Origin of the sequence: Amycolatopsis sp. NBC_01286 (assembly GCF_035982555.1) — a bacterium.
Lineage (GTDB): Bacteria > Actinomycetota > Actinomycetes > Mycobacteriales > Pseudonocardiaceae > Amycolatopsis.
The window spans coordinates 1056818-1081960 of sequence record NZ_CP108428.1 but is presented as its reverse complement, the minus strand read 5'-3'; the positions used below and the strand labels follow the sequence as shown (position 1 = coordinate 1081960).

Sequence of the window (25143 nt, the reverse complement as noted above, 5' to 3'; positions counted from 1 at the left end):
ACTCGGGACGGCGACCGAGAAAAGTGGGGGCCCGCCCCCGCCGCCGGGCTGAGCGGGCCCCCAGTCCGTGACGCGTCAGCGCAGGGCCGGCGCGAATCTCGGAGGGCGGCGCACGAGGGCCGTCGGTGCGGCCGTGAAGGTCAGTTCCCGCTCACGCATTCCCGTCCTCCTCGTCGAGGGTTCGAACTTTTGTCGTGGCGGCGACGGGCTAGACGCTAAGCCACAAGTCGAACACCAGTCAAGGACATGATTGATGTTCATGGATGTGAACACGCGCTGAGCGCACGCTGAGCGTTGAGGTCCCCCTTGCCCGCCGTTAACGAATGCGCCGGTACGTTCCGGTATCGGGGTCGAGGAAACGCTGTACGGAAAGGCACGGAATGTCCGCGGTGACCTATGTCGAGGCGATTGTCGTCGGCGCCTTGCAAGGGGTGTCGGAATTGTTTCCGGTGTCCAGTCTCGGCCACAGCATCCTGTTGCCCGCCTGGCTCGGCGGCCAGTGGCAGCAGGACCTGAGCATCGGCAAGGATTCGCCGTACCTCGCGGTGCTCGTGGCGATGCACGTGGCGACCGCGCTCGCGCTGGTCCTGTTCTTCCGGAAGGACTGGGTCCGGATCATCGCCGGTCTCTGGACGTCGGTCCGCGACCGCGAGGTCCGCACGCCGGATCAGCGGCTCGCGTGGCTGCTCGTGCTCGCCACCATCCCGGTCGGGCTGGCCGGTCTGCTCTTCGAGGGCCTGCTGCGCGACTACCTCGGCAAGCCCGTGCCGGCCGCGATCTTCCTCACGCTCAACGGCGGAGTCCTCTACGCCGCCGAGAAGTTCTCGCGACGGCGTCCCGCGGAGAATGACGACACAGTGGACTTCTCGGCCGAGGAAACGCTGGTCATGCGCGCGGTTTCCGTCGAGGAGGCGACCGACGTCCGGCTGGCGAAACTGGGCGTCGGCGAGGCCGTCCTGATCGGGGCCGCGCAGATCTTCGCGCTGCTGCCGGGCATCAGCCGCTCCGGCGTCACGATGGTCGCCGGGCTGCGTCGCGGATTGGGTCACGAAGACGCCGCGCGGTTCGCGTTCCTCCTTGCCACGCCGGTGATCCTGGCCGCCGGCGTGCTCAAGATGCCGACGCTGTTCGCCCCGGAGAACCACGCGTCGCTCGGCCCGGCGCTCGTCGGCAGCGTGGTGGCGGGAGTCGCTTCCTACATTTCCGTGCGTTTCCTCACGGGTTACTTCGAAACGCGCACGCTGACGCCGTTCGCGATTTACTGCGTGATCGCCGGAATCGCCAGCCTGATCTTCTTCGCGGTCTGACATGCCCTTGACCTTCGACGTCCCCGCGGTGCTCGTGGTCCTCGCCCTGGGCGGGCTCTACCTCCGCGCGACCCGCCACCGCCGGTGGCCACCGGGCCGCACGACGGCGTTCCTCACCGGGCTCGCGACCATCCTCGTCGTCACCTGCTCGCCGCTGGCCTTCTACGACCGGACGTTCTTCTGGGTGCGCGCGGTCCAGACCGTCACGTTGCTGATGATCACGCCGCTGCTGCTGGCCCTGGGCGCACCGATCCGGTTGCTGCTCGACGTCACCCCGGCCCGCCGGCTGCGACGGCACGGCCGCGGCCCGGTGGCCCGCGCGCTGACCTTTCCCCCGGTGATCACGCTCGCCCTGGTCGCCCCGGTCCTGGCGCTCTACCTGACCCCGCTCTACGACCTCACGCTCCGGGAACCGGTGGTCGACGGGCTGGCCCGGGCGATGCTCGTCCTGTCCGGCTTCCTGTACTTCTGGACGCGCCTCGGGCTCGACCCGACGCCGCGCACGGACCCGCACCTGGTGTCGGTGTGGATCGCCTTCACCGAGGTCGTCTTCGACGGCGCGCTCGGCCTGGTGCTGTGGCTCGGCCCGCTGCTCGCGCCGGCGCACTACGCGGCGGCGCACCCGGGCCGGGGCCCGGACCCGCGCACCGACCAGATCATCGGCGCGGGTGTGCTGTGGATCGGTGGCGACGTCGCCGGCCTGCCGTTCGTCATCGCGTTGTTCGTCCGCTGGGCCCGCGACGACGAGCGGCGCGCGAAGCAGATCGACGTCCAGCTGGACGAGGAAGCCGCCGCGGGCGCCGCGTCGACGTCGGGGCTCTGGTGGGAGAACGACCCGGCACTGGCCGAGCGGTTCAAGGGCCGGGGTTAGTCGTGGAAAGCGTGTTCGGGTGCCGGGAACTCACCGCGGCGGACGTCCTCGGCGAACGCCGTGGCCGCGTCTTGCAGCACCGTCGCGACGTCGGCGTAGCGCTTGACGAACCGCGGGGCCTTGCCGCGCCGGAGCCCGGCCATGTCCTGCCAGACGAGCACCTGCGCGTCGCAGTCCGGCCCGGCGCCGATGCCGACGGTCGGGATCGCCAGCTCCGCGGTGACGCGCTTCGCGGCTTCGGCGGGCACCATCTCCATCACCACCGCGAACGCCCCGGCCTCCTGCAGCGCCAGCGCGTCGGCGAGCAGCACGTCCGCCGCTTCACCGCGCCCCTGCACCCGGTAGCCGCCGAGGTTGTGTTCACTCTGCGGGGTGAACCCGATGTGACCCATCACCGGCACGCCCGCCGCGGTCAGCGCCTCGACGTGCGCGGCGAACCGGCGGCCGCCCTCCAGCTTGACGGCGTGCGCGCGGCCCTCCTTCATGAACCGCACGGACGTCTCCAGCGCCTGCTGCGGCGAGAGCTGGTAGGAGCCGAACGGCAGGTCGGCGACCACGAGGGCGCGCTTGACCGACCGCGTCACCGCCCGCACCAGCGGCAGCAGCTCGTCGACCGTCACCGGCAGCGAGGTGTCGTAGCCGAAGACGTTGTTGGCCGCGGAGTCGCCGACGAGCAGCACGGGGATCCCGGCCTCGTCGAACAGCGCGGCGGTGTACATGTCGTACGCGGTGAGCATGGGCCACGGCTCGCCGCGTTCCTTGAGCTCCCGCAGGTGGTGCACGCGGACCTTCCGGCCCGGACTGGGCGCCGCGGGGGCGGCGGATCCGGTGCCGTAGGGCGCGGCTACTTCGTCGGAGGGGGTCTTCTCGGTGGCTGACATCGTCGTCGACCGTCCTTCCCTCGGGGCCTGGGTGAGGTCCCCGGGTCGTGGAGCAGAGGCGTCTCAAAGCGTGACACGCACCCGCACCGACCTCGACCCCGTGCGACCAGCTTCACACCGTCGTGCGGCGGGACGAGCCGGCGTCAGCCTTCAGGTTGATGTCGGGGGACAACCAACCTGTGTTCACTGACGTCAAGAAGAGGTCATGAAGAGCATGGCGACCGAACGGCCGCGAAAGGCGACAACGGCGACGATGGGTACCACCGCGCACGCGCGCACGCGCATCCCCGCCTGGCAGGCGAAGAGCGGCGGCATCGTCGCCACCGTGGTGCAGCTCGCCGCGGTCTTTTCGGTGCTCCTGCTGCTCACCGGCGGCCCGCGCGGGCGCCTGATGAACGGCATCGACATGGGCTTCTCCGCCCTGAGCGTGCCGACCAGCGCGAGCTTGGTCATGGTGCTGCTGCTGGTGGTGCTGGGCGGAGCGCTGCGCCGCCGCAAGAAGGCGGCGCTCTACACGCTCGTGCTGTTCCAGGTCGGCGGGCTGCTGCTCACCCTGGCCCTGCAGGCGACCCTGCTGTGGTCACCCGATCTGCTGACGCTCGGGCCGAAGCAGGTCCGGCACATCCCGGCGCAGCTGTGGGCCCTGACCGCGGCCGACCTGCTCTCGATCGGGCTGATCGTGTTCCTGCTCACGCTGCGCCCGGCCTTCCCGGCCCGGCTCGCGCCGAGCGCCTGGCGTGACGGCCTGGCCATGCTGTTCGGCGGCTTCGCCGTGGTCATCCTGGTCGGCTGGGGCCTCAGTGAGGCCTTCCCAGGCCACCTCGGCGACACGTGGGAGCGCTTCGCGTGGGTCGTCAACCACGCCACCGGTGAGAACCTGCAGCTGCGGCGGATCGGCGTCGGCGAGGGGCCGGCCTGGCTGGACGTCTTCCTCGACCTGAGCGCGACCGTCGTCGCCACGGCCGCGCTGTACATGCTCTTCCGCGGGGTGCGCAGCCGTCGCCTGCGGACCGACCAGGAGGAGCTGCGCCTGCGGGAGCTGCTCGCCGAGCACGGCGAGGACGACTCCCTCGGCTACTTCGCCACCCGTCGCGACAAGAGCGTCGTCTTCGCGCCGAACGGCCGCGCCGCGGTGACCTACCGCGTGCTCGGCGGCACCAGTGTCGCCAGCGCGGACCCGATCGGCGACGCCGAGGCCTGGCCGGACGCGGTGCGCGCGTGGCTCGACGAGACGCGCACCTACGGCTGGACGCCCGGCGTGCTCGGGGCCAGCGAACGCGGCGCGAAGGCCTACACCGACGCCGGCCTGCGGGCGCTGGAGATCGGCGACGAGGCCGTGCTCGACGTCCGCGAGTTCAGCCTCGCCGGGCCGGAACGGCGTTCGGTGCGCCAGGCCGTCAAGCGCATCGAGCGCGCCGGCTACACCTCGCGGGTCCGCCGCCACGGCGAGATCCCCGACGGCGAGATGGCCGAGCTGCTGGCCCGGGCGCAGGCCTGGCGCGGCGCCGAGACCGAGCGTGGGTTCTCGATGGCGCTGGGCCGGCTCGGCGACCCGAGCGACGGCCGCAGCGTGATGGTCGAGGCCTACGACGCCCACGGCGAGCTGCGCGGGCTGCTGTCGTTCGTCCCGTGGGGCCGGCGGGGGCTCTCGCTGGACCTCATGCGCCGCGACCGCGACGCCGAAAACGGCCTCAACGAGTACATGATCGCCGTGGTCGTCGCGGCCGGGCCGGTACTGGGCGCGCAGCGGATCTCGCTCAACTTCGCCATGTTCCGCGCGGTCTTCTCGGAGGGGGAGCGGATCGGCGCGGGCCCGGTGCTGCGCGCCTGGCGCGGGATCCTGAGCGTCGCTTCGCGGTTCTTCCAGCTGGAGTCGCTGTACCGCTCCAACGCCAAGTACGGGCCGGACTGGGAACCGCGGTTCCTCTGCTACTCCTCGGCCCGCCGGCTCCCGCGGGTCGGCATCGTCGCGGGCGCACTCGAAGGGTTTGTCCCGACCGGCCGGTCGCGGTCGCTGCGGCTGGAGACGGTCACCGACGGCTTCGTCGCCCGCGTCCGGGAGATCGAGGAGTCGGCCGCCGTGCCGGCGACCAAGGCCGTGCGGCGGCCCGAGCAGGTGCGCGTGCGCGTCGCGAAGCTCGACAAGCTGCGCGAGGCGGGGATCGACCCGTACCCGGTCGGGTTCCGCCGCGACGACCACATCGGCGACGTCGTCAAGAAGTTCGGCGACCTGCAGCCGGACACCACGACCGGGCACCGCGTCCGGATCGCCGGGCGCGTGCTGGCGATGCGCATCCTCGGTGGGCTGTGCTTCGCGCGCGTCAAGGACTTCAGCGGCGAGATCCAGCTGATGCTGGACGCGGCGGAGCTGGACCTCACGGGCTGGCGGACCGGCGTCGACCTCGGCGACCACGTCGGCGTCAGCGGCCAGGTCGTCACGTCGAAGCGCGGCGAGCTCTCGGTGCTCGTCGACGAGTGGACGGTCACCGCGAAGTGCCTGCACCCGCTGCCGGACAAGCGGAAGGGCCTCACCGACCCGGAGACGCGGGTGCGGCAGCGCTACCTCGACCTCGCGGTCAACCCGGACTCGACGAACATGCTGCGGCTGCGGTCCACAGTGGTCCGCGCGGTGCGCGAACGGCTGCACCACGCCGACTACCTCGAGGTCGAGACGCCGATGCTGCAGACGGTGCACGGCGGCGCCAACGCGCGGCCGTTCGTCACCCACATCAACGCCTACGACATGCGGATGTACCTGCGGATCGCGCCCGAGCTGTACCTCAAGCGGCTGTGCGTGGCCGGCGTCGAGCGCGTCTTCGAGCTCAACCGCAACTTCCGCAACGAGGGCGTCGACGCCACCCACAACCCCGAGTTCACGATGCTCGAGGCGTACCAGGCGTACGCGGACTACGACACCATGCGGAAGCTGACGCGCGAGCTCGTCCAGCACGCGGCTGAGGCGGCGTACGGCGCCCAGGTCGTGCGCCGGCCCGACGCCGGCGGCAAGGTCGTCGAGTACGACATCTCCGGTGACTGGCCGGTGGTCCCGGTGCACGAAGCCGTCTCGACGGCGCTGGGGGAGCACGTCGGCTCGGGGACGTCGGTGGCGGACCTGCGCCGGTTCTGCCTCGCCGCCGGGGTGCCGGTCGGGGAGGACCCGAGCCACGGCGACCTCGTGCTGAAGGCGCACGAGCACCTCGTCGAGGGTGCGACCGTGCTGCCGACGTTCTACACGGACTACCCGACCGACGTCTCCCCGCTGACCCGCCAGCACCGGACCGACCCGCTGCTGGCCGAGCGCTGGGACCTGATCGCGTTCGGTTCGGAGGTCGGCACGGCCTACACCGAACTGACGGACCCGATCGAGCAGCGGCGCCGGCTGGAGGCGCAATCCTTGCGCGCGGCCAGTGGTGATGTCGAAGCGATGGAACTCGACGAGGACTTTTTGCTGGCGCTGGAGCACGGAATGCCGCCGACCGGTGGCCTCGGCCTGGGCGTAGATCGCCTGCTCATGATGTTGACGGGAGCGTCGATCCGCCAGACGGTCCTGTTCCCGTTCGTCCGTCCGCAGGCATAACGACTGGGTCGCCGTGATCATGCCGGGGCCGCGTAATGGCAAGCGGTCGCTTAATGTGTGCCACGTGCGCACGGCTCGGATCGCCTCGGCCCTCCTCATGGGACTGGCCGTGCTCGCCTATTCGGGATGGCTACTGGAGTTCGCCGTCCCGACGGGCGTGTCCCCGGTGCGCGACCCGGCCGACGCCCTGCTCGCCGGGCCGCCGGTGTTCCGGGTCCTGCTCGCGGTTTCGGGCGTCGCGTTCCTGCTCGCCGGGCCGCCGTTGCACCGGCTCGGCCCGGTCCAGTGGCCGGCGCGGCTGAGCTCGATCTCGGTGAGCGTGTTCGGCGCCGTCGTGCTGGTCCAGGCGGCCTACCCGGAGAGCAGCGGGGTCATCTCGTCGCTGCTGAGCGTTATCCTGCTGGTCGGGGTGATCAGCCTGGTGCTGTGGTGGCCGCCGGGCTGGCGCCGGTTTGCCGTCGCGGGCCTGGTGCTGGTGCTGGCGACCTGGGTGGCCGTGGTGCTCGCGGGGCAGCTCGGCGAGTTCGAAGGCGTGTTCAGCCGCTTCCAGCTGCTGGTGCGCGCGGTGCTGTTCGGCACGGGCGGGGCGTACGCCTTCATCAAGCCCGCGCCGCGGCACGCTCCCCGGATCTAGTTCTTCCGGATTTGTCGGTGCCGGATGCGACCATCGGGTTCCCGATTCCCGGAGGAGGAGATCGACATGGCGGGAAACGTGCCCCCGGTGGCCGACGAGCGTGACGGGCTGCTGCGGTACCTCGAACAGCAGCGGTACGTCCTGAAGCTGGCCGCGCACGGCCTCACGGACGAGCAGGCGAGGCTCACGCCGACGAAGAGCGCGCTGTCGGTGGGCGGGCTGATCAAGCACGTCGCCAGTACCGAGGACGGCTGGATCGACATCGCGCTGCAGCTGCCCCAGAAGCCGTTCGGCGAGGGCGTGCAGGATTACGAAGAGGCGTACCGGCTGGGCCCGGAGGAGACGCTGCAGAGCGTCCTGGAGCGCTACGACGAGGTCGCGGCCCGCACGGCGGAGGTCATCGGCCGGATCGACGACCTCGGCCGCCCGGTCCCGGTGCCGAAAGGCGTCCCCTGGTACCCGGACGACGTCCCGGCGTGGTCGGTCCGCTGGGTCCTGCTGCACCTGATCGAGGAGACGGCCCGCCACGCGGGCCACGCGGACATCATCCGCGAGCACGTCGACGGCGCCACGGCCTTCCCCCTGATGGCGGCGGCCGAGAACTGGCCGGAGTCCCCCTGGATGAAGCCCTGGAAACCCACCCCCCAACCAGCCTGACCCGACCGCCCAGGCACGCGACCCGGCCCGCCGAGCCGTGTCGACCCTTCAATCACGCGTGTCGACCCGGCAATCACGCGTGCCGGCGTTCTGATCACGCGTGCCGGCGGGGCCACATCGACCCGGCGGGACCCGGCGGGTCAGAACAGCGTCGGTTCGTCCGCCAGCGCGCCCTCGATCACGAGCATCCGGCGTTTCGTCGCGACCCCGCCGCGGGCCGAGAACCCGCCGTCGCGGCCGCCGGCCGCGAGGACCCGGTGGCACGGCACCACGATCGGGAACGGGTTGTGCCCCATGGCCTGTCCGACCGCCTGGGCGGACCCGGGCATCCCGAGCCGGTGCGCGATGTCGCCGTAGGTGAGGGTCTTGCCCGGCGGGATCGTGCGCGCGATCTCGTACGCGCGCCGGTTGAACTCGGGCACCGCGGCCAGGTCCAGCTCGATCTCGGCCAGGTCGCGGCGGTCGCCGGCCAGCAGCGCGACGATCCCGTCGACCGCCGCCGCCACGGCCGGCGGCGGCGGACCTTCGACGGCGTCCGGGAACCACCGGGCCAGCTTGGCGCGCGTTCCGGGAGCGTTGCCGTCCGGCAACGTCGTCCCGATCACGACGTCGTCGCGCCACGCGAGCCCACACGGCCCGATCGCCGTGTCGAACACCGCGAACCCCACAGTCATGCGCTCAGCCTACGACCGAAGGGAGGCTGTCGGCCGCGGCCCGGCCACGGGATGATGTGCCGGTGCTGGACCACCTCGTCTACGCCGGACCGGACCTCGCCGAGGCCGTCGCGCGCGTCAAGGAACTCACCGGCGTCACGCCCGCGCCCGGCGGCAGCCACGTCGGCCTGGGCACGGCCAACCACCTCGCCGACCTCGGCGCGGGGGCCTACCTGGAGGTGATCGGCCCGGACCCGGCGCAGCCGCCGCCCGCGCAACCCCGGCCGTTCGGCATCGACGACCTCACCGAGCCGGCCCTGGTCGCCTGGGCGGTGCGCACCACGGACCTCGACGCCACGATCGCGCACGCCCGCGCCCACGGCTTCGACCCGGGCGACGCGATCGAGATGTCCCGTGAGACGGCCGACGGCGAGCTGCTGCGCTGGCGGCTGACCCCGCCGAGCCGCCCGGGCACGCTCACGCCGTTCCTCATCGACTGGGGCGCCACGCCGCACCCGACGACGCGCGGCCTGCCGCCCCTCCCGCTGCTCATGGTGACGGGCGCGCACCCCGACCCGGACTCGGTCCTCGCGGTGACGGACGCGCTGGGCCTGGAACTGCTCGTCCGGCGCGCCGACCGCGCGGCCCTGAACGCCGCCGTCCGCACCCCGGAGGGCCGCCAGGTCGCACTGAGCTGAAAGCCGTGAAGGCCCCCTTCCCGGCCATAAGAGCCGGTAAGGAGGCCTTCACGGCTTTTGCCGCGGAGAGCGTCAGGCCTTGCCCTCGCGCCACGCGTTGGTCATCGGGAGCCGGCGGTCGCGGCCGAACGCCTTGAGCGTGATCTTCGTGCCCGGCGGGTACTGGCGCCGCTTGTACTCGGCCTTGTCGACCATCCGCACCACGCGGTCGATGGTCTCCGGCGCGAACCCGGCCTCGACGAGGTCGGCGTACCCGCGGTCGCCCTCGACGTAGTCGTCGAGGATGTCGTCGAGCAGCGCGTAGTCCGGCAGCGAGTCGGAGTCCATCTGGCCCGGCCGCAGCTCGGCCGACGGCGGCTTGGAGATCGAGTTCTCCGGGATCGGCGGAGTCTCCCCGCGCTTCAACGCCTCTGCGTTGCGCCACCGCGCCAGCTGCCACACGTGCGTCTTGAAGACGTCCTTGATCGGGGCGAACGCGCCGACCGCGTCGCCGTAGATCGTCGAGTACCCGACGGCCAGCTCGGTCTTGTTGCCGGTGGCGAGGACGAGGTGACCGTCCAGATTGGACAGTGCCATGAGGAGCATGCCGCGGGTGCGCGCCTGGATGTTCTCCTCGGCGAGCCCGGTCAGCGAAAGCTGCTCGACGTAGACGCGCACCATGTCCTCGACCGGCTCGACCCGGTAGTGCGCGCCGATCCGCCGCGCGAGGTCTTCGGCGTCGTCCTTCGAGTGCCCCGACGAGTACTTCGACGGCATCGAGACGCCGTAGACGTTGCCGCCGCCCAAGGCGTCCGCCGCGAGTGACGCGCAGACGGCCGAGTCGATGCCGCCGGAGAACCCGAACGTCACCGACGAGAAGCCGTTCTTGTGCACGTAGTCCCGCAGCCCGACGACGAGCGCCGCCCACACCTCGGCCTCGTCGGCGAGCGGTTCGCTGATCACCGGTGACGCCGTCGGCTCGTACGCGGGCAGCGGCTCTTCGCTCAGCACCCGGCGCCGGACGTGCAGGCCGTCGAGCTCGCCGTCCCCGGCGTGCCCGCCCGCGGCGAGGTCGGTGTCCAGCACGAGCAGGTGCTCGACGAACTGCGGCGCGCGCGCCAGCACCGTGCCGTCCGCGCCGACGACGAGCGAGTCGCCGTCGAACACGAGGTCGTCCTGGCCGCCGACCTGGTTGGTGTAGACCAGCGGCGCCCCGGCCTCGGCGGCGCGCCGGGCGATGAGCGGCAGCCGCTGCTCGTCCTTGGACCGCTCGTAGGGCGACGCGTTCGGCGCCACGACGAGGTCGACGCCCGCCCGGCCCAGCGCCGAGATCGGCCCGCCGTCCTGCCAGATGTCCTCGCAGATGACCATGCCGATGTCGAGCCCGCGGAAGCGGACGACGTCGAGCGTGGTGCCCGGCTTGAACCAGCGGTGCTCGTCGAAGACGCCGTAGTTCGGGAGGTGGTGCTTGAACTGCCGCGCGACGACCTCGCCGCGATAGAGGGCGGCCGCGGCGTCGCGCGGGCCGGCCTCGTCGAGGTCGAGATAACCGATGTAGGTCAGCACTTCGCCGCAGCCGGCGTCGTCCAGCCGGCGCGCCAGCGCCTCGACGCCCAGGCGGGACGCCTCGGCGAAGGTGCGGCGCAGCGAGAGGTCCTCGACCGGGTAGCCGGTCAGCGACATCTCCGGGAAGACGACCACGTGCGCGCCGGCTTCGGCGGCGCGACGGGTCCATTCGACGTGCAGGTCGGCGTTGCCGTCGAGGTCACCGACGGTGGGGTTGACCTGGGCGAGCGCGATGCGCAGTTGCGGCATGCCGCCATTCTGACGCACCGCCACCCGCCCAGCCGAGCGAATGTGGGCGAAATGCCACCCCGGCGCACCGATCCCCTGCGGCGCCTTCGCCCACCCGGGTAGGTTGCCGCTGATCGGACGAACCGGGCAGCCGGGTTCGCCGTAGGGGAGGGACCACCTTGACGTATCCGCCGCAGCCGCCGCCCGACCAGTACCCGGGCCCGGGCTACCCGCAGCAGGGCTACCCACCGCAACAGCCCGGCCAGGGTTACCCACAACAGGGTTACCCGCAGCAGGGCTACCCGGGCCAGGGCTATCCCCAGCAGGGCTATCCGGGCTATCCGCCGCCGAAGAAGGGCAACGGCCTGCTCATCGGCCTGCTCGCCGGCGGCGGTGGCCTGCTGGTCGTGATCTTCCTGATCACCGGGTTCGTCGCGCCCGGCTTCCTGGTCTCCGACGGCCGGGACAGCCGGACGACCGCCGCCGACGGCCCGCCGCTCGACCTGAACTCGGGCAGCGTCGCCGCGGGCAAGTTCATCCTCGCCGTCCTGGGCGACGACGCGGTCATCGGTCGCCAAGCCGCCTGCGCGTCCGCCGAAGGCGTCGTCGCCGCCGCGGTGCGGACACTCGGCAGCCGCAACGCGCACCTCACCGCCGGGTCACCCGTCCAGAGCGGCGCGGACGAGATCCGCGTCCCGCTCGACGGCACCATCGGCAGCGGTGCGGTGCACGGCGAACTGCAGGTGACGCGCATCCAGGAGCACTACTGCATCTCCGGGGTCACGACGCCGTCGTGACCGCCGCGGCGTCGCGGTGCTTGAGCTTCGCCATCCGCCCGTCACGGTGGTGCCAGACGACGCCCTCGAACTCCGGGTGCGCCAGCAGCCACGTCATCAGCCCGTCGAAGTCGCGCGGCACATCGCCGAACTCCTCCGCGGTCGCGTGCCGCACCAGCCGGTGGACGCCGAGCTGCTCCGGATCGCCGTTGACCTTCGGGCCGCACAGCTCGTAGGTGCCCGGCACCTCGCCGACGAGGCCCTCACGGGCCTCGTCGAAGAACTTCGCGAACGCCGACTGCGCGACCGGCTCCCAGCCGACGGTCTTCCCCGTCTCCGGGTCGGTCTGGACGGCCTCGAACCCGGCGGGCGCGCTCTTGCCCGGCTTCACCTCGCGCCGCGCCCACCACTCGCCGGACTCGTCGAGCCGGACGCAGGTGCCGTCGTACTTGCGGGTGGGCACGCCTTGGCCGTCGAGCACCCACTGGCACGCGGGGTGCACTTCGCGGGTCACCCGCCGGAGGTCTTCGGGGTCGCGACGGAACAGCGTCGGGATCTTGCGCATGCCCCGATTCTCCCGGCCCGGGCAAACGAGAAAACCCCCGCTCGGCCGAACCGAGCGGGGGTTTCCCGGGAAAAGGACTACTTGCGCTTGATCATGCTCCGGACCTTCTTGATGGTCTGCTCGAAGTCGGAGTCGAACGGGTTGTCGTGCACCAGGTAGGTCCACGTCGTGTTCGCCCGCCGCACGCCGGCGTCGCCGAGGTCGATGCCGTCGTCGGTCAGCTCGGCCTCTTCGAGGGTCTTCGCCGCGCGCGTGTTCGCCTCGTTGATGATCTTGTGGAACTCCGGGATCGCCGCGCGGTGGAACTCGTCGAGCGGCGTCTCCCGGGCCAGCGCCCGCAGGTGGATGCTCTCGCGGACGTCGGTCAGGTACGCCAGGTGGTCCGACCAGAGCTGGTCGACGTGGAACAGCAGCACCTCGCGGCTGAGCTGCTCCACCTTCTCCTGGTCGTCGCCCAGCTTCTCCTTCAGCTCACCGAACTTCTCGGCGTGCGCCTTCTCCAGCTGCTCCGCCGCGTACCCGGTGCGAAGCACCTTGTCGCGGTGGGTCAGCAGGTCACGCCGCTGCCGTTCGATCAGCCGCGTGTAGCGCCAGGTGTTGCGGTGGATCTCCAGGTCGACGCCCTCGGCGACGCGCTGGGCGTGGTTGAGCTGCCGCAGCGCCGCGTTGTCGGTGATCTCGCCGGTCTCCTCGTCGTCGGTGATGCCCTCGGGCACGTCCGGCGCGTTCGACAGCACGAGCTCGTCGTTGAGGCTGGCGAAGAAGATCGCGCTGCCCGGGTCGCCCTGGCGGCCGGAGCGGCCGCGCAGCTGCCCGTCGAGCCGGCTCGACGGGTACCGCGCGGTGCCGATGACGTGCAGCCCGCCCAGCTCGACGACCTCTTCGCGGGTCGCGCCGTCGGTGCCGCCCAGCCGGATGTCGGTACCGCGCCCGGCCATCTGGGTCGAGACGGTGACCGCGCCCTTCTTGCCGGCCTCGGCGATGATCGACGCCTCTTCGGCGTCGTTGCGCGCGTTGAGCACGACGCACTCGAGGTCGACCTTCGCCAGCTTCTCGGCCAGCTCCTCCGACTCGGCGACGTCCTGCGTGCCGACGAGGATCGGCCGCCCGGTCTCGTGGACCGTGCGGATCTCCTCCTCGATCGCCCGCAGCTTCTGCGACGGCGACGCGAAGACCCGGTCCTCCTGGTCTTCGCGGACGTTCGGGGTGTTCGGCGGGATGACCGCGACCTCGAGCTCGTAGAACTCGCGCAGCTGCTCGGCGACGGCGACCGCGGTACCGGTCATGCCGGCGACCTCGGGGTAGCGCGCCAGCAGCGCCTGGACGGTGATCGAGTCCAGGATCTCGCCGCGGTCGGTCGCGGTGACCTGCTCCTTCGCCTCGACGGCGGCCTGGAGGCCGTCCGGCCAGCGCTGCAGCTCGGCGACGCGGCCGCGGGCGGCGTTGATGAGCTGGACCTTGCCGTCGCGGACGAGGTAGTCGACGTCGCGGGTGAGCAGCGCGTGCGCGTGCAGCGCGACGTTCACCGCGGGGAGCCGGTCGGAGGCCGCGTCGCCGTAGAGGTCGTCGACCTCCAGGCCGAGCGACTTCGCGACCACCGAGGCACCGGCGTCGGTCAGCCAGGCGTTGCGGCCTTCGCTGTCGGTCTCGTAGTGCAGGTTGAGCCGCAGCCGCCGGACGACCTTCGCGACCTCGTCGTCGGCGTCGGTGTGGTCGATCGAGCCGGCCATCACCAGCGGGACGCGGGCCTCGTCGACCAGCACGGAGTCCGCCTCGTCGACGATCGCGACCTCGGGGTCCGGCTGGACCAGGTCGTCGACCTTCGAGACCAGGCGGTCGCGCAGGACGTCGAAGCCGATCTCGGCGACCGCGCCGTACGTGACGTCCTTGGCGTAGGCCTCCTTGCGCTCCTCCTGGGAGTGCGCCGGTTCGACCCAGCCGACCGACACGCCGAGCAGCGCGTAGACCGGGCCCATCCACTCGGCGTCGCGGCGCGCCAGATAGTCGTTGACCGTGACGACGTGGGCGCGCTTGCCGCGCAGCGCGTACCCGGCCGCGGCCAGCGCACCGGCGAGCGTCTTGCCCTCACCGGTCTCCATCTGCACGACGTGCTTGCTGAGCAGGCCCATCGTGCCGAGGATCTGGACGTCGAACGCGCGCTCGCCGAGCGCCCGCCGAGCGGCCTCACGACCGAGCGCGCACACCTCGATCAGGTGATTGTCGCCGAACGCGGTGTCCTTCAGCGTCGCGCGAAGCTTCCCGGCCCGCTCGGTCAGCTCCTCGTCGGAGAGCTTCTCGAGCTCGGGTTCGAGCTTCTCGACTGCGGGCAGCAGTGCTTCGTAGCGGGTCAGCTCGACGCTGCCCGGACGCTGGATGATCCGGCGGAGCCGTTTGCCCACCCGGCTGATCAGTGCTGCCACCCCTGGTCTCCCGTTCTCTCTCGCTCGACCGGCCTGCCCCACCCAACGTGGCGGTGGTGCGTTCGAGTTCCGCGGCCGGATGGGACGATCCAACCGTGTTCCCTCATCCCAGCGCCAGGTCCCGTAGTCGCACGATCACCGCGATCGCGGTGTCCGCGCTGCTCGCGGCCTCGCTGACCGCCTGCACGTCCACCGGCAAGACCACGCCGCCGTCACCGACGACCGAGTCGCACCCGCCGTCCGGGCCGGTGCCCGCGGGGCTGGAGCGGTTCTACGGTCAGAGCCTGACCTGGGCCGACTGCGCACCTTACGCGACGTCGGAGGACGCGAGGTCGGCGTTCCAGGCGAAAGACATCCAGTGTGCGCGGCTGACCGTTCCGCTGGACTACGCGAAACCGGACGGAACGACCATCACGCTCGGCCTGCTCCGGCACAAGGCGACCGACGAGGGGGCGCGGATCGGGTCGCTGGTGGTCAACCCGGGCGGACCGGGCGCGTCGGGCATGGTCGCCGCCGCCGGGCTGATCAAGCCGGCGTCGAACACGGACCTCGCCAAGCGCTTCGACCTGGTCGGCTTCGACCCGCGGGGGATCGGCGCGAGCCAGCCGATCATCCGCTGCCTGACCGACCAGGAGCGTGACGCGGACCGCGCGGACGACAGCGAGACCGATGGCTCGCCGCAGGGCGTGCTCAAGCAGGAAGCGCAGGAAAAGGACTTCGCCGCCAAGTGCGCCCAGCGCACCGACGACGGCACCGGGCTGCTCGCCAACGTCGGCACCCGCGACGTCGTCAAGGACCTCGACGTCCTGCGCTCGGTCCTCGGCGACGAGAAGCTGACCTACCTCGGCTACTCCTACGGCACCCGGATCGGGTCGACCTACGCCGAGGCGTTCCCGAAGAACGTCCGCGCGATGATCCTCGACGGCGCGGTCGACCCGGACCAGGACGCCGTCGAGTCGCTGGTCGCGCAGGGCCAGGGCTTCGGCGGCGCGTTCACGCAGTTCGCGAAGTCGTGCACCGCTCAGCAGGACTGCGCGCTCGGCCAGGACCCCGCCGCCGCGGTGCAGGTGTTCCAGGACCTCGTCCGGCCGTTGATCGACTTCCCGGTGCCGGTCGGCGACGGCCGCAAGCTCTCCTACGAGGACGCGACCACCGGCGTCATCCAGGCGCTCTACCAGGAGAGCCTCTGGGACGCGCTGAACACCGGCCTCAACGAGCTGAAGCAGCAGCGCGGCGCGACGCTGGAGAAGCTCGCGGACATCTACAACGAGCGCGACACCAGTGGCAAGTACGGCACCACGCAGGACGCCTTCACCGCGATCCGCTGCGTCGACGACCCGCGCGTCACCGACCCGGCCGTCATCCTCAAGGCCCAGGAGGAGTACGTGCAGGTCGCGCCGTTCCTCGACGACGGCCGCCCGGCGAGCGCCGCCCGCGACGCGTGCGCGTTCTGGCCGGTCCCGAACACCTCGGAGCCGCACGTGCCGAACGTCGAAGGCCTGGCGAAGACGCTGGTCATTTCGACGACGAACGACCCGGCGACGCCCTACCAGGCCGGCGTCAACCTCGCGAAGGGCCTGAAGGGCGCGCTGCTCACCTTCGAGGGCACCCAGCACACGGTGTTCCTGCAGGGCATCTCGTGCGTGGACCAGGCGGGCAACGACTACCTGGTCGACGGCACGCTCCCGGCGGAAGGCACGCGCTGCAAGGGCCAGTGAAGGCGGCCGCGCTGCTGGGCGCGGCCCTGGTGCTGACGGCGTGCACGAGCGCTCCGGCGCCCGGGCCGCCGTCGTCCCAGACCCCTGACCTGCGGAAATTCACCGGGCAGCAGCTCACGTGGACGTCGTGCTCGGCGGACGCGTCGCTGGACTGCGCGCACCTGACCGTGCCGCTGGACTACGCGAAGCCGGCGGGGGAGACGGTGACCGTCGGGCTGCTGCGGCACAAGGCCGCGAAGCAGCGGATCGGCTCGCTGGTCGTCAACCCGGGCGGACCCGGCGGCGCGGGGACGTCGATGGCGGCGTCCCTGGCGAAGTCGCCCGCGGCCGCGCCGCTGCTGGACCGGTTCGACCTGGTCGGCTTCGACCCGCGGGGCGTCGGCGCGAGCGAGCCGCGGATCACCTGCAGGACCGACGCCGAGCAGGACGCCGACCGCGCGTCCGACGGCGAAAGCGACATGTCGCCCGAAGGGGTGAAGAAGCAGCTCGCCGAGACCACGGCGTACGGCGCGAAGTGCGCCGAAGCGACGAAGTACGGCAAAGCGTTCCTCGCGAACGCCGGCACGCGGGACGTCGTCCGCGACCTCGACGTCCTTCGCGCGGCTCTCGGCGACGAGAAGCTGACCTACCTCGGCTACTCGTACGGCACGCAGATCGGCGCGGCCTACGCGGAGGCGTTCCCGCGCAATGTCCGCGCGTTGCTGCTCGACGGCGCCGTCGACCCGGCGCAGGACATCGCGGAATCCCTGGTCACGCAGATGGCGGGCTTCCAGGACGCCTTCACCGAGTTCGGCAAGTGGTGCGCGGCCCGCCGCGACTGCGCTCTCGGCCGCGACCCCGCCCGCACGACCGAGGCCTTCCAGCGGCTCGTCCGGCCGCTCGTCGCGAAGCCCGTCCCGGCCGGCTCCCGGAAGCTGTCGTTCGAGGACGCCGTCACCGGCACGTTCGCCGCGCTCTACGCCCGCGGCGACTGGCCCGCCCTGAACGGCGCGCTCACCGAGCTGGCCCGCGGCACCGGCCGGGCCCCGCTGGCCTTCGCCGACGGCTACTACGGCCGCGACCGCGACGGCCACTACGGCGGCGGGATCGACGCCTACTTCGCCGTCCGCTGCGTCGACCGCGCCCGGCTCACCGACCGGGCCGCGATCGACCGCGCGCACCAGCGGATGCTGGCCGGCGCGCCGTTCCTGGCCGGCGGCAGCCCGGACACCAGCGAGCTGGACATCTGCTCGACCTGGCCGGTCCCGCCGACCTCGGCCGAGCACGCCCCGCACGCCGACGGCCTGCCGAAACCCCTGGTCGTCTCGACCACGCACGACCCGGCGACGCCGTACCAGCAGGGCGTCGACCTCGCGAAGGACCTCGGCGGCGTCCTGCTCACCTACGAAGGCGTGCAGCACACGGTCTTCCTCGACGGCAACACGTGCGTCGACCGCGCCGGCGTCGCGTACCTGATCGACGGGACCGCCGCCGAAGCTCGCTGCTAACCGAGGTCGACGGGCTCGTTCTGCCCGGTCAGCGACAGCTCGAACATCACCGGGCTGAGGTGGTCCCCGGCCGGCGGCACCTGCACCCACAGCCGGACGAACCGCCGCGGCCCGTCGGCCGAGACCCACACCTTGACGATGACGTCGGCGTTCACCTGCGGCAACACGCTGTGCGCGACGGCCGCGGGCACCCGGCCGCCGACCCGCAGGGCTGCGGCGCCGTCGACGTTCTCCTTGCCCTCGGTCTTCGCGTCGGTCACGCCGTCGAGCAGCCGCTTCAGCCCGGCGGACGGCCCGAGGAAGCGACCCACGGCGTCCGTCTCGGGGATCCGGCCGCGAGCGACGTCGGGATCGGTGCTCACCTCGCCGTCGCGCACGGTGAAGCGGAACTTGACGTGGCCCTCGCCGTCCTGGACGTCGGCCGTGCCGGTCGCGCCGCCGCCGGCGTCGAGGGTCGCGTCGCCGTCGATCTGCCGCAGCGGGAAGCCGGGCAGGACGCCGTTGACGCCGGCCGCGAAGTGCACGCTCCGCACCGACGCGAACGACGTCGCCGCGGCGCGGACCAGCTCGGCACCCGCGGGGAACGGCCCGCGCGTGTCCGGCGAGCCGGTGCACCCGGCCGTCAACAGGACCACGAGCAGCAGGGCGATGCGGGACATCCGTCAAGACTAGCCATGGCCGGATCCTTGCGGAGGATGTCCTTCAGGCCACTTCCACCGGGAGGCGCGCCAGACAACACTTCACGAGTGACTGTCGAGACCCGCCCTGCCCCGAAGCTGCACCGCGCCTGGCTGATCGCCGGTGCCGCGTTCGTCGCGCTGCTCGCCTCCGCCGGCTTCCGGTCCGCCCCCGGCGTCCTCATCGACCCGCTGCACCAGGAGTTCGGCTGGTCGACGGCCACGATCAGCTCGGCCGTCTCGGTCAACCTCGTGCTCTACGGCCTCTTCGCGCCCTTCGCGGCCGCGCTGATGGAGCGGTTCGGCATCCGCCGGGTCTCCGCGACGGCGTTGTTCGTCATCGCCATCGGCGCGGCCGGCACGGTGTTCATGACCGCGAGCTGGCAGCTGATCCTCTGCTGGGGCGTGCTGATCGGCGCGGGCACCGGCTCGATGGCGATGAGCTTCGCGGCGACCGTCGCGGCCCGGTGGTTCGTCCGCAGCCGCGGCGTCGTCACCGGCGTGCTGACCGCGGCGGGCGCCACCGGCCAGCTGATCTTCCTGCCGCTCATCGCCAACCTCGCCGTCGGCTCCGGCTGGCGCACCGCGTCGCTGGTGATCGCCATCGCCGCGCTCGCCGTCGTCCCGGTGGTCCTGCTGCTCATCCGCGACCACCCCGCCGACGTCGGCACCACGGCCTACGGTGCGCCCGCCGGCGCCGAGGTCGCCCGCCCCGCCCCGAAGAGCGGCTCCGCCCGCCGCGCCCTGTCCGTCCTGAAGACGGCGGCCCGAACCCGGACGTTCTGGCTGCTCGCGGTCGGCTTCGCGATCTGCGGCGCGACGACGAACGGCCTGGTCGGCACCCACTTCGTCCCGGCCGCCCACGACCACGGCATGCCCCAGACGACCGCGGCGGGCCTGCTGGCCCTGGTCGGCGTCTTCGACGTCGTCGGCACGATCTTCTCCGGCTGGCTCACCGACCGCGTCGACCCGCGGATCCTGCTCGGGATCTACTACGCCCTGCGCGGGCTCTCGCTGGCCATGCTGCCGCAGCTGTTCACCGACTCCGTGCAGCCGAGCATGTGGGCGTTCATCCTGTTCTACGGCCTCGACTGGGTGGCGACGGTCCCGCCGACGGTCGCGCTCTGCGTCCGCGCCTTCGGCGAGGCCGGCCCGATCGTGTTCGGCTGGGTCTTCGCCTGCCACCAGCTGGGCGCCGCGTTCGCCGCGTCGGCCGCGGGCCTGGTCCGCGACCAGCTCGGGAACTACACGCTGGCCTGGTATTCGGCCGCTGTCCTGGCGATCATCGCGTCCGTCGCGTCGCTGGCCGTCAAGCGCGCGAAGAAGCCCGTTCCGGTGCCGGCGAACTGACCTTCGTCACCCTCGGCGCGTCGTGAAACATCCCGTTAACACGCTGTCGTTAGGGTGCGGCCATGGATCGCCAGCAGGAATTCGTGCTCCGCACGCTCGAGGAGCGCGACATCCGTTTCGTCCGTCTCTGGTTCACCGATGTGCTGGGGTTCCTCAAGTCCGTCGCGGTCGCGCCGGCCGAGCTCGAGGGCGCTTTCACCGAGGGGATCGGCTTCGACGGCTCGGCCATCGAAGGGTTCGCGCGCGTCTACGAATCCGACATGGTCGCCAAGCCGGACCCGGCCACCTTCCAGGTGCTGCCCTGGGAGACCCCGGACGGCAGCCCGTACTCGGCCCGCATGTTCTGCGACATCGCGATGCCGGACGGCTCACCGTCGTGGGCCGACCCGAGGCACGTCCTGCGGCGTCAGCTCTCGAAGGCGGCCGAAGCGGGCTTCACCTGCTACGTGCACCCGGAGATCGAGTTCTTCCTCCTGGCCAACCTGCCCGACGACGGCAGCGAGCCGGAGCCGGCGGACAACGGCGGGTACTTCGACCAGGCCAGCCACGCCACGGCGACGCACTTCCGGCGGCACGCCATCGAGACCCTCGAGGCGATGGGCATCTCGGTCGAGTTCAGCCACCACGAGGGCGCGCCGGGCCAGCAGGAGATCGACCTCCGCTACGCCGACGCCCTGACCATGGCCGACAACGTGATGACGTTCCGTTACGTCGTCAAGGAGGTCGCGCTGACCCAGGGCGTGCGCGCGACGTTCATGCCGAAGCCGTTCACCGACCAGCCCGGCTCCGGGATGCACACCCACGTCAGCCTCTTCGAGGGTGATCGCAACGCCTTCTACGACGCCGAGGACCCGCACGAGCTGTCGGAGACCGGCAAGGCGTTCGTCGCCGGCCTGCTGCACCACGCCAAGGAGATCTCCGCGGTCACGAACCAGTGGGTGAACTCCTACAAGCGCCTGATCAGCGGAAGCGAGGCGCCGACGACCGTTTCGTGGGGCCGGGCGAACCGTTCGGCACTCGTCCGGGTGCCGATGTATTCACCCGGAAAGGCGTCATCCCGTCGGGTGGAAGTCCGTACCCTGGACTCCGCGTGCAACCCGTACCTCGCGTACTCGGTCATCCTGGCCGCCGGGCTCAAGGGGATCGAGAAGGGGTACGAGCTGCCGCCTCCTGCCGAGGACAACATCTGGCAGCTGAGCGACTCCGAGCGGCGCGCCGCCGGTTACGCGCAGTTGCCCCAGAACCTGGGGGAAGCCCTGTCGGAGATGGAGAAGTCCGAGCTCCTGCCGGAAGCACTCGGCGAGCACGTCTACGACTTCTTCCTCCGGAACAAGCGCGCCGAATGGGACAACTACCGGAGCGCGGTCACCCCGTACGAGCTCCGCACGCTGTTGCCGGTGCTCTGATGGGGCGGCGGCCGGTGTTCCTCGCGATCCTGGCCGCCGCACTCGTGCTCGTCCCCGCCGCGCCCGCCGCGGCGGCGTCCTCTTCGCGCTTCGACCTGGACTCGGCCGACATCCCGGCGCTGCAGACGCGGATGGCGGCCGGCCGGCTCAGCGCGGTGGGGCTCACTGGGCTCTACCTCGACCGGATCCACCGGGTCGACGGCAAGGTCAACGCCGTGCTCGCGGTCAACCCGGCGGCGCTGGGGCAGGCTCGCGAAAGCGACGCCCGCCGTCGCGCGCACCGCCTGCGCGGGCCGCTCGACGGCATCCCGGTGCTGGTCAAGGACAACGTCGGCACCCGCGACCAGTGGACGACCGCCGGCTCGCGGGCCCTGCGCAGCTACCCGGCGAAGGACGCCACGCTCATCACCCGGCTGCGCAACGCGGGCGCGGTGATCCTCGGCAAGGCGAACCTGTCCGAGTGGGCGAACTTCCGCGCCGCGAAGCCGACGTCGGGCTGGTCGGGCGTCGGCGGTCAGACCAACAACCCGTACGTGCTGGACCACAACCCGTGCGGGTCGTCCGCCGGCTCCGCGGCCGGCGTCGCCGCGTCGCTGGCCCAGGTCGCGATCGGCAGCGAGACCGACGGCTCGATCGTCTGCCCGGCGGGGATGACGGCGACGGTCGGCCACAAACCCAGCCTCGGCCTCGTCAGCCGCACCGGCGTGGTGCCGATCTCCGCCGAGCAGGACACCGCCGGCCCGATCGCCCGCAACGTCGTCGACGTCGCGCTCACGCTGTCCGCCCTCCAGGGGCGCGACCCGGCGGACCCGGCCACCGCGCAGTACCCGCGCACCCAGCCGACGGACTACGCGAAGCTGCTCCGGCCGGGGGTCCTGCGCGGCGCGCGGATCGGCCTCTGGCGGTTGCCGGTACTCGGCCCGCAGACCGACGCGGTCATGACGTCCGCCCGGAACTCCCTGGTCAAGGCCGGTGCGACGGTCGTCGAAGTGACCCCGCCGTACCAGGACCGGCTCGGCGAGCTGGAGTTCCCGGCGCTGCTCACGGAGTTCCACCGCGACATCGACGCCTACCTGGCGACCCGCCCGGAGGGGCCGCGGAACCTGGCCGAGCTGATCGCCTACAACCGCGCCGACCCGCTGGAGCAGACCTGCTTCGCTGGCCAGGAGCTGTTCGAGCAGGCTCTGGCCGCGCCGCCGCCGACCGACCCCGGCTACCTCGCGGGGCGCGCCGAACTCTCGGACCTCGCTCGCCGGTCGCTCGACGAGACGCTGGCGAAGTACCACCTCGACGCGATCGCGTCACCGACCAACCCGCCGGCGTGGAAGACCGACTGCGCGACGGGCGACGACGACGTGATCCCGTCCTCGACGCCGGCCGCGGTCGCGGGCTACCCGGACGTCACCGTGCCGGCCGGGTTTGCCGGACCCCTGCCCGTGGGTATCTCGTTCATGGGTGCGCGGTGGTCCGACGGCCGGATGCTGGCCCTCGCGGCGGACTTCGAGCGGGTCGCGCCGGCCCGCGTCCCGCCGCGGTACCTGCCGACGTTGCCGCAGTAGCCCTGCGTACACGTTCTGACCTGCGATGACACCGTTAAGTGACCCCCCTGTCGGGACCGGTTTCGGGGCATGTAAAGTTCTCCAAGTCGCCAGGAACACCGGGTCACACCGGGGCCGCAAGCCCCGGAGATCAGGACGGGACGAGCGGGTTGACACCGCGAATCGGACCGGGTAATGTTCAGCGTCGGCCCACGAGCGGCCGCCGAACCACTACGACTAACCTCGTAGACTGAGGCATGCTCGACCAAAAGTTTGTGAATATCGCTTGGAACAATCGCCGAGGGTGAAGCCACTGATAAGGTGGCGGATTCCGGAGTGTGTTGCTTGAGAACTCAACAGTGTGCTAGTGAACTAAGCCAGTAGAGCTTATATAACCTCGTATGAGGTTCCTTTGAGAATGATTGAGTACATAGTCTCGATCAAACTATTCATTGTTGGAGAGTTTGATCCTGGCTCAGGACGAACGCTGGCGGCGTGCTTAACACATGCAAGTCGAACGATGAAGCCTTCGGGTGGATTAGTGGCGAACGGGTGAGTAACACGTGGGTAATCTGCCCTGCACTCTGGGATAAGCCTTGGAAACGAGGTCTAATACCGGATATCACATTCTTTCGCATGGGAGAATGTTGAAAGTTCTGGCGGTGCAGGATGAACCCGCGGCCTATCAGCTTGTTGGTGGGGTAGTGGCCTACCAAGGCGACGACGGGTAGCCGGCCTGAGAGGGTGACCGGCCACACTGGGACTGAGACACGGCCCAGACTCCTACGGGAGGCAGCAGTGGGGAATATTGCACAATGGGCGAAAGCCTGATGCAGCGACGCCGCGTGAGGGATGACGGCCTTCGGGTTGTAAACCTCTTTCGCCAGGGACGAAGCGCAAGTGACGGTACCTGGATAAGAAGCACCGGCTAACTACGTGCCAGCAGCCGCGGTAATACGTAGGGTGCAAGCGTTGTCCGGATTTATTGGGCGTAAAGAGCTCGTAGGCGGTTTGTCGCGTCGGCTGTGAAATCTGGAGGCTTAACCTTCAGCGTGCAGTCGATACGGGCAGACTTGAGTTCGGTAGGGGAGACTGGAATTCCTGGTGTAGCGGTGAAATGCGCAGATATCAGGAGGAACACCGGTGGCGAAGGCGGGTCTCTGGGCCGATACTGACGCTGAGGAGCGAAAGCGTGGGGAGCGAACAGGATTAGATACCCTGGTAGTCCACGCTGTAAACGGTGGGTGCTAGGTGTGGGCGACATTCCACGTTGTCCGTGCCGTAGCTAACGCATTAAGCACCCCGCCTGGGGAGTACGGCCGCAAGGCTAAAACTCAAAGGAATTGACGGGGGCCCGCACAAGCGGCGGAGCATGTGGATTAATTCGATGCAACGCGAAGAACCTTACCTGGGCTTGACATGCGCCAGACATCCCCAGAGATGGGGCTTCCCTTGTGGTTGGTGTACAGGTGGTGCATGGCTGTCGTCAGCTCGTGTCGTGAGATGTTGGGTTAAGTCCCGCAACGAGCGCAACCCTTATCCTACGTTGCCAGCGCGTTATGGCGGGGACTCGTGGGAGACTGCCGGGGTCAACTCGGAGGAAGGTGGGGATGACGTCAAGTCATCATGCCCCTTATGTCCAGGGCTTCACACATGCTACAATGGCTGGTACAGAGGGCTGCGATACCGCGAGGTGGAGCGAATCCCTTAAAGCCGGTCTCAGTTCGGATCGCAGTCTGCAACTCGACTGCGTGAAGTCGGAGTCGCTAGTAATCGCAGATCAGCAACGCTGCGGTGAATACGTTCCCGGGCCTTGTACACACCGCCCGTCACGTCATGAAAGTCGGTAACACCCGAAGCCCATGGCCCAACCCCTCGGGGAGGGAGTGGTCGAAGGTGGGACTGGCGATTGGGACGAAGTCGTAACAAGGTAGCCGTACCGGAAGGTGCGGCTGGATCACCTCCTTTCTAAGGAGCACAACACATCCACGTTCCCGGGATACCCGGACCAAGAGCGTGGGGTGGGCACGGTTTAACACTCGAATGCAGTGTTGCCGGGCTTGCTCAAGGAATTGTGGAACTACTGGTTATGGTCACCTTTGGTTGGCAATGCCTCCTCTAGTACTGAGCATCTTCGGATGGTCGTGGAACGGGT

General features: G+C 70.6%; 18 protein-coding genes and 1 rRNA gene. 13 read left to right on the top strand and 6 right to left on the bottom strand.

Annotated elements, in window-relative coordinates:
* Positions 1–380: 380 nt before the first annotated feature.
* Together OG570_RS05045 and OG570_RS05040 are read left to right on the top strand one after the other, a co-directional pair.
* Positions 381–1307 (top strand): undecaprenyl-diphosphate phosphatase, encoded by a 927-nt coding sequence (locus OG570_RS05045; RefSeq protein ID WP_326955771.1) that lies wholly within the window; start codon positions 381–383, stop codon positions 1305–1307.
* 1 nt (position 1308) lies between these two features.
* Positions 1309–2178 carry a cytochrome c oxidase assembly protein gene (locus OG570_RS05040; protein WP_326955770.1) on the top strand — a complete coding sequence of 290 codons (870 nt, stop codon included), beginning with the start codon at positions 1309–1311 and terminating at the stop codon, positions 2176–2178.
* Here OG570_RS05040 and panB read toward each other — a convergent pair.
* Positions 2175–3059, bottom strand: coding sequence for a 3-methyl-2-oxobutanoate hydroxymethyltransferase (gene panB, locus OG570_RS05035; protein WP_326955769.1), 885 nt, complete (start codon positions 3057–3059; stop codon positions 2175–2177). The genes OG570_RS05040 and panB overlap by 4 nt on opposite strands.
* Positions 3060–3312: 253 nt before the next feature.
* Here panB and lysX point away from each other — a divergent pair, with 253 nt between their 5' ends.
* The 3 genes from lysX (at position 3313) to OG570_RS05020 (ending at position 7927) form a co-directional block, all read left to right on the top strand.
* Positions 3313–6636, top strand: a complete 3324-nt coding sequence (gene lysX / locus OG570_RS05030; RefSeq protein ID WP_326959876.1) for a bifunctional lysylphosphatidylglycerol synthetase/lysine--tRNA ligase LysX — start codon at positions 3313–3315, stop codon at positions 6634–6636.
* Between the two features lie 64 nt (positions 6637–6700).
* Positions 6701–7270, top strand: a complete 570-nt coding sequence (locus tag OG570_RS05025) for a hypothetical protein (protein WP_326946421.1) — start codon at positions 6701–6703, stop codon at positions 7268–7270.
* A gap of 66 nt (positions 7271–7336) precedes the next feature.
* A complete protein-coding gene (locus OG570_RS05020; RefSeq protein ID WP_326955768.1) occupies positions 7337–7927 on the top strand; it encodes a DinB family protein in 591 nt (196 codons plus the stop codon).
* A 140-nt stretch (positions 7928–8067) separates the two neighbouring features.
* Here OG570_RS05020 and OG570_RS05015 read toward each other — a convergent pair whose 3' ends face one another.
* A complete protein-coding gene (locus tag OG570_RS05015) occupies positions 8068–8601 on the bottom strand; it encodes a methylated-DNA--[protein]-cysteine S-methyltransferase (protein WP_326955767.1) in 534 nt (177 codons plus the stop codon).
* A 62-nt stretch (positions 8602–8663) separates the two neighbouring features.
* Between OG570_RS05015 and OG570_RS05010 the strand changes: the two genes are divergently transcribed.
* On the top strand, positions 8664–9278 hold the full coding sequence (locus tag OG570_RS05010; protein WP_326955766.1) for a VOC family protein: 615 nt from the start codon (positions 8664–8666) through the stop codon (positions 9276–9278).
* Between the two features lie 72 nt (positions 9279–9350).
* Here the strand turns inward: OG570_RS05010 and OG570_RS05005 are convergent, their stop codons facing one another.
* Positions 9351–11072, bottom strand: a complete 1722-nt coding sequence (locus OG570_RS05005; RefSeq protein WP_326946425.1) for an NAD+ synthase — start codon at positions 11070–11072, stop codon at positions 9351–9353.
* A gap of 158 nt (positions 11073–11230) precedes the next feature.
* Between OG570_RS05005 and OG570_RS05000 the strand changes: the two genes are divergently transcribed.
* The gene (locus OG570_RS05000) at positions 11231–11848 is read left to right on the top strand and encodes a hypothetical protein (RefSeq protein ID WP_326955765.1); all 618 of its coding nucleotides are present in this window, start codon (positions 11231–11233) and stop codon (positions 11846–11848) included.
* Here the strand turns inward: OG570_RS05000 and OG570_RS04995 are convergent.
* The gene (locus OG570_RS04995) at positions 11832–12392 is read right to left on the bottom strand and encodes an RNA ligase 1 family protein (RefSeq protein WP_326946427.1); all 561 of its coding nucleotides are present in this window, start codon (positions 12390–12392) and stop codon (positions 11832–11834) included. The genes OG570_RS05000 and OG570_RS04995 overlap by 17 nt on opposite strands.
* A 77-nt stretch (positions 12393–12469) precedes the next feature.
* On the bottom strand, positions 12470–14812 hold the full coding sequence (gene secA2 / locus OG570_RS04990; RefSeq protein WP_326946428.1) for an accessory Sec system translocase SecA2: 2343 nt from the start codon (positions 14810–14812) through the stop codon (positions 12470–12472).
* Between the two features lie 149 nt (positions 14813–14961).
* Here secA2 and OG570_RS04985 point away from each other — a divergent pair, with 149 nt between their 5' ends.
* Together OG570_RS04985 and OG570_RS04980 are read left to right on the top strand one after the other, a co-directional pair.
* A complete protein-coding gene (locus OG570_RS04985) occupies positions 14962–16530 on the top strand; it encodes an alpha/beta hydrolase (RefSeq protein ID WP_326951780.1) in 1569 nt (522 codons plus the stop codon).
* The gene (locus OG570_RS04980; protein ID WP_326955764.1) at positions 16527–18017 is read left to right on the top strand and encodes an alpha/beta hydrolase; all 1491 of its coding nucleotides are present in this window, start codon (positions 16527–16529) and stop codon (positions 18015–18017) included. Before OG570_RS04985 ends, OG570_RS04980 begins: the two co-directional genes overlap by 4 nt.
* On the opposite strand, the gene OG570_RS04975 is transcribed toward OG570_RS04980, so the two are convergent.
* Positions 18014–18676 (bottom strand): LppX_LprAFG lipoprotein, encoded by a 663-nt coding sequence (locus OG570_RS04975; RefSeq protein WP_326955763.1) that lies wholly within the window; start codon positions 18674–18676, stop codon positions 18014–18016. The two genes, OG570_RS04980 and OG570_RS04975, sit on opposite strands and share 4 nt — an antisense overlap.
* Positions 18677–18763: 87 nt before the next feature.
* On the opposite strand from OG570_RS04975, the gene OG570_RS04970 reads away from it, so the two are divergent.
* From OG570_RS04970 to OG570_RS04955, 4 genes are all read left to right on the top strand, one after another.
* Positions 18764–20044, top strand: a complete 1281-nt coding sequence (locus tag OG570_RS04970; protein WP_326946432.1) for an MFS transporter — start codon at positions 18764–18766, stop codon at positions 20042–20044.
* A 62-nt stretch (positions 20045–20106) separates the two neighbouring features.
* Positions 20107–21450, top strand: a complete 1344-nt coding sequence (gene glnA, locus OG570_RS04965; protein ID WP_247061234.1) for a type I glutamate--ammonia ligase — start codon at positions 20107–20109, stop codon at positions 21448–21450.
* Positions 21450–23009 carry an amidase gene (locus OG570_RS04960; RefSeq protein WP_326955762.1) on the top strand — a complete coding sequence of 520 codons (1560 nt, stop codon included), beginning with the start codon at positions 21450–21452 and terminating at the stop codon, positions 23007–23009. Before glnA ends, OG570_RS04960 begins: the two co-directional genes overlap by 1 nt.
* Before the next feature lie 431 nt (positions 23010–23440).
* Positions 23441–24956: ribosomal RNA gene (locus OG570_RS04955) — 16S ribosomal RNA — on the top strand.
* Positions 24957–25143: the final 187 nt, after the last annotated feature.

What these genes read in the sequence shown, in the direction of transcription:
- panB (WP_326955769.1), bottom strand. Translation starts at nt 3,059, where the DNA reads ATGTCAGCCACCGAGAAGACCCCCTCCGACGAAGTAGCCGCGCCCTAC.
- OG570_RS05040 (WP_326955770.1), top strand. Translation starts at nt 1,309, where the DNA reads ATGCCCTTGACCTTCGACGTCCCCGCGGTGCTCGTGGTCCTCGCCCTG.
- glnA (WP_247061234.1), top strand. Translation starts at nt 20,107, where the DNA reads ATGGATCGCCAGCAGGAATTCGTGCTCCGCACGCTCGAGGAGCGCGAC.
- OG570_RS05045 (WP_326955771.1), top strand. Translation starts at nt 381, where the DNA reads ATGTCCGCGGTGACCTATGTCGAGGCGATTGTCGTCGGCGCCTTGCAA.
- lysX (WP_326959876.1), top strand. Translation starts at nt 3,313, where the DNA reads ATGGGTACCACCGCGCACGCGCGCACGCGCATCCCCGCCTGGCAGGCG.
- OG570_RS04960 (WP_326955762.1), top strand. Translation starts at nt 21,450, where the DNA reads ATGGGGCGGCGGCCGGTGTTCCTCGCGATCCTGGCCGCCGCACTCGTG.
- OG570_RS04995 (WP_326946427.1), bottom strand. Translation starts at nt 12,392, where the DNA reads ATGCGCAAGATCCCGACGCTGTTCCGTCGCGACCCCGAAGACCTCCGG.
- OG570_RS05020 (WP_326955768.1), top strand. Translation starts at nt 7,337, where the DNA reads ATGGCGGGAAACGTGCCCCCGGTGGCCGACGAGCGTGACGGGCTGCTG.
- OG570_RS05005 (WP_326946425.1), bottom strand. Translation starts at nt 11,072, where the DNA reads ATGCCGCAACTGCGCATCGCGCTCGCCCAGGTCAACCCCACCGTCGGT.
- OG570_RS05015 (WP_326955767.1), bottom strand. Translation starts at nt 8,601, where the DNA reads ATGACTGTGGGGTTCGCGGTGTTCGACACGGCGATCGGGCCGTGTGGG.
- OG570_RS04975 (WP_326955763.1), bottom strand. Translation starts at nt 18,676, where the DNA reads ATGTCCCGCATCGCCCTGCTGCTCGTGGTCCTGTTGACGGCCGGGTGC.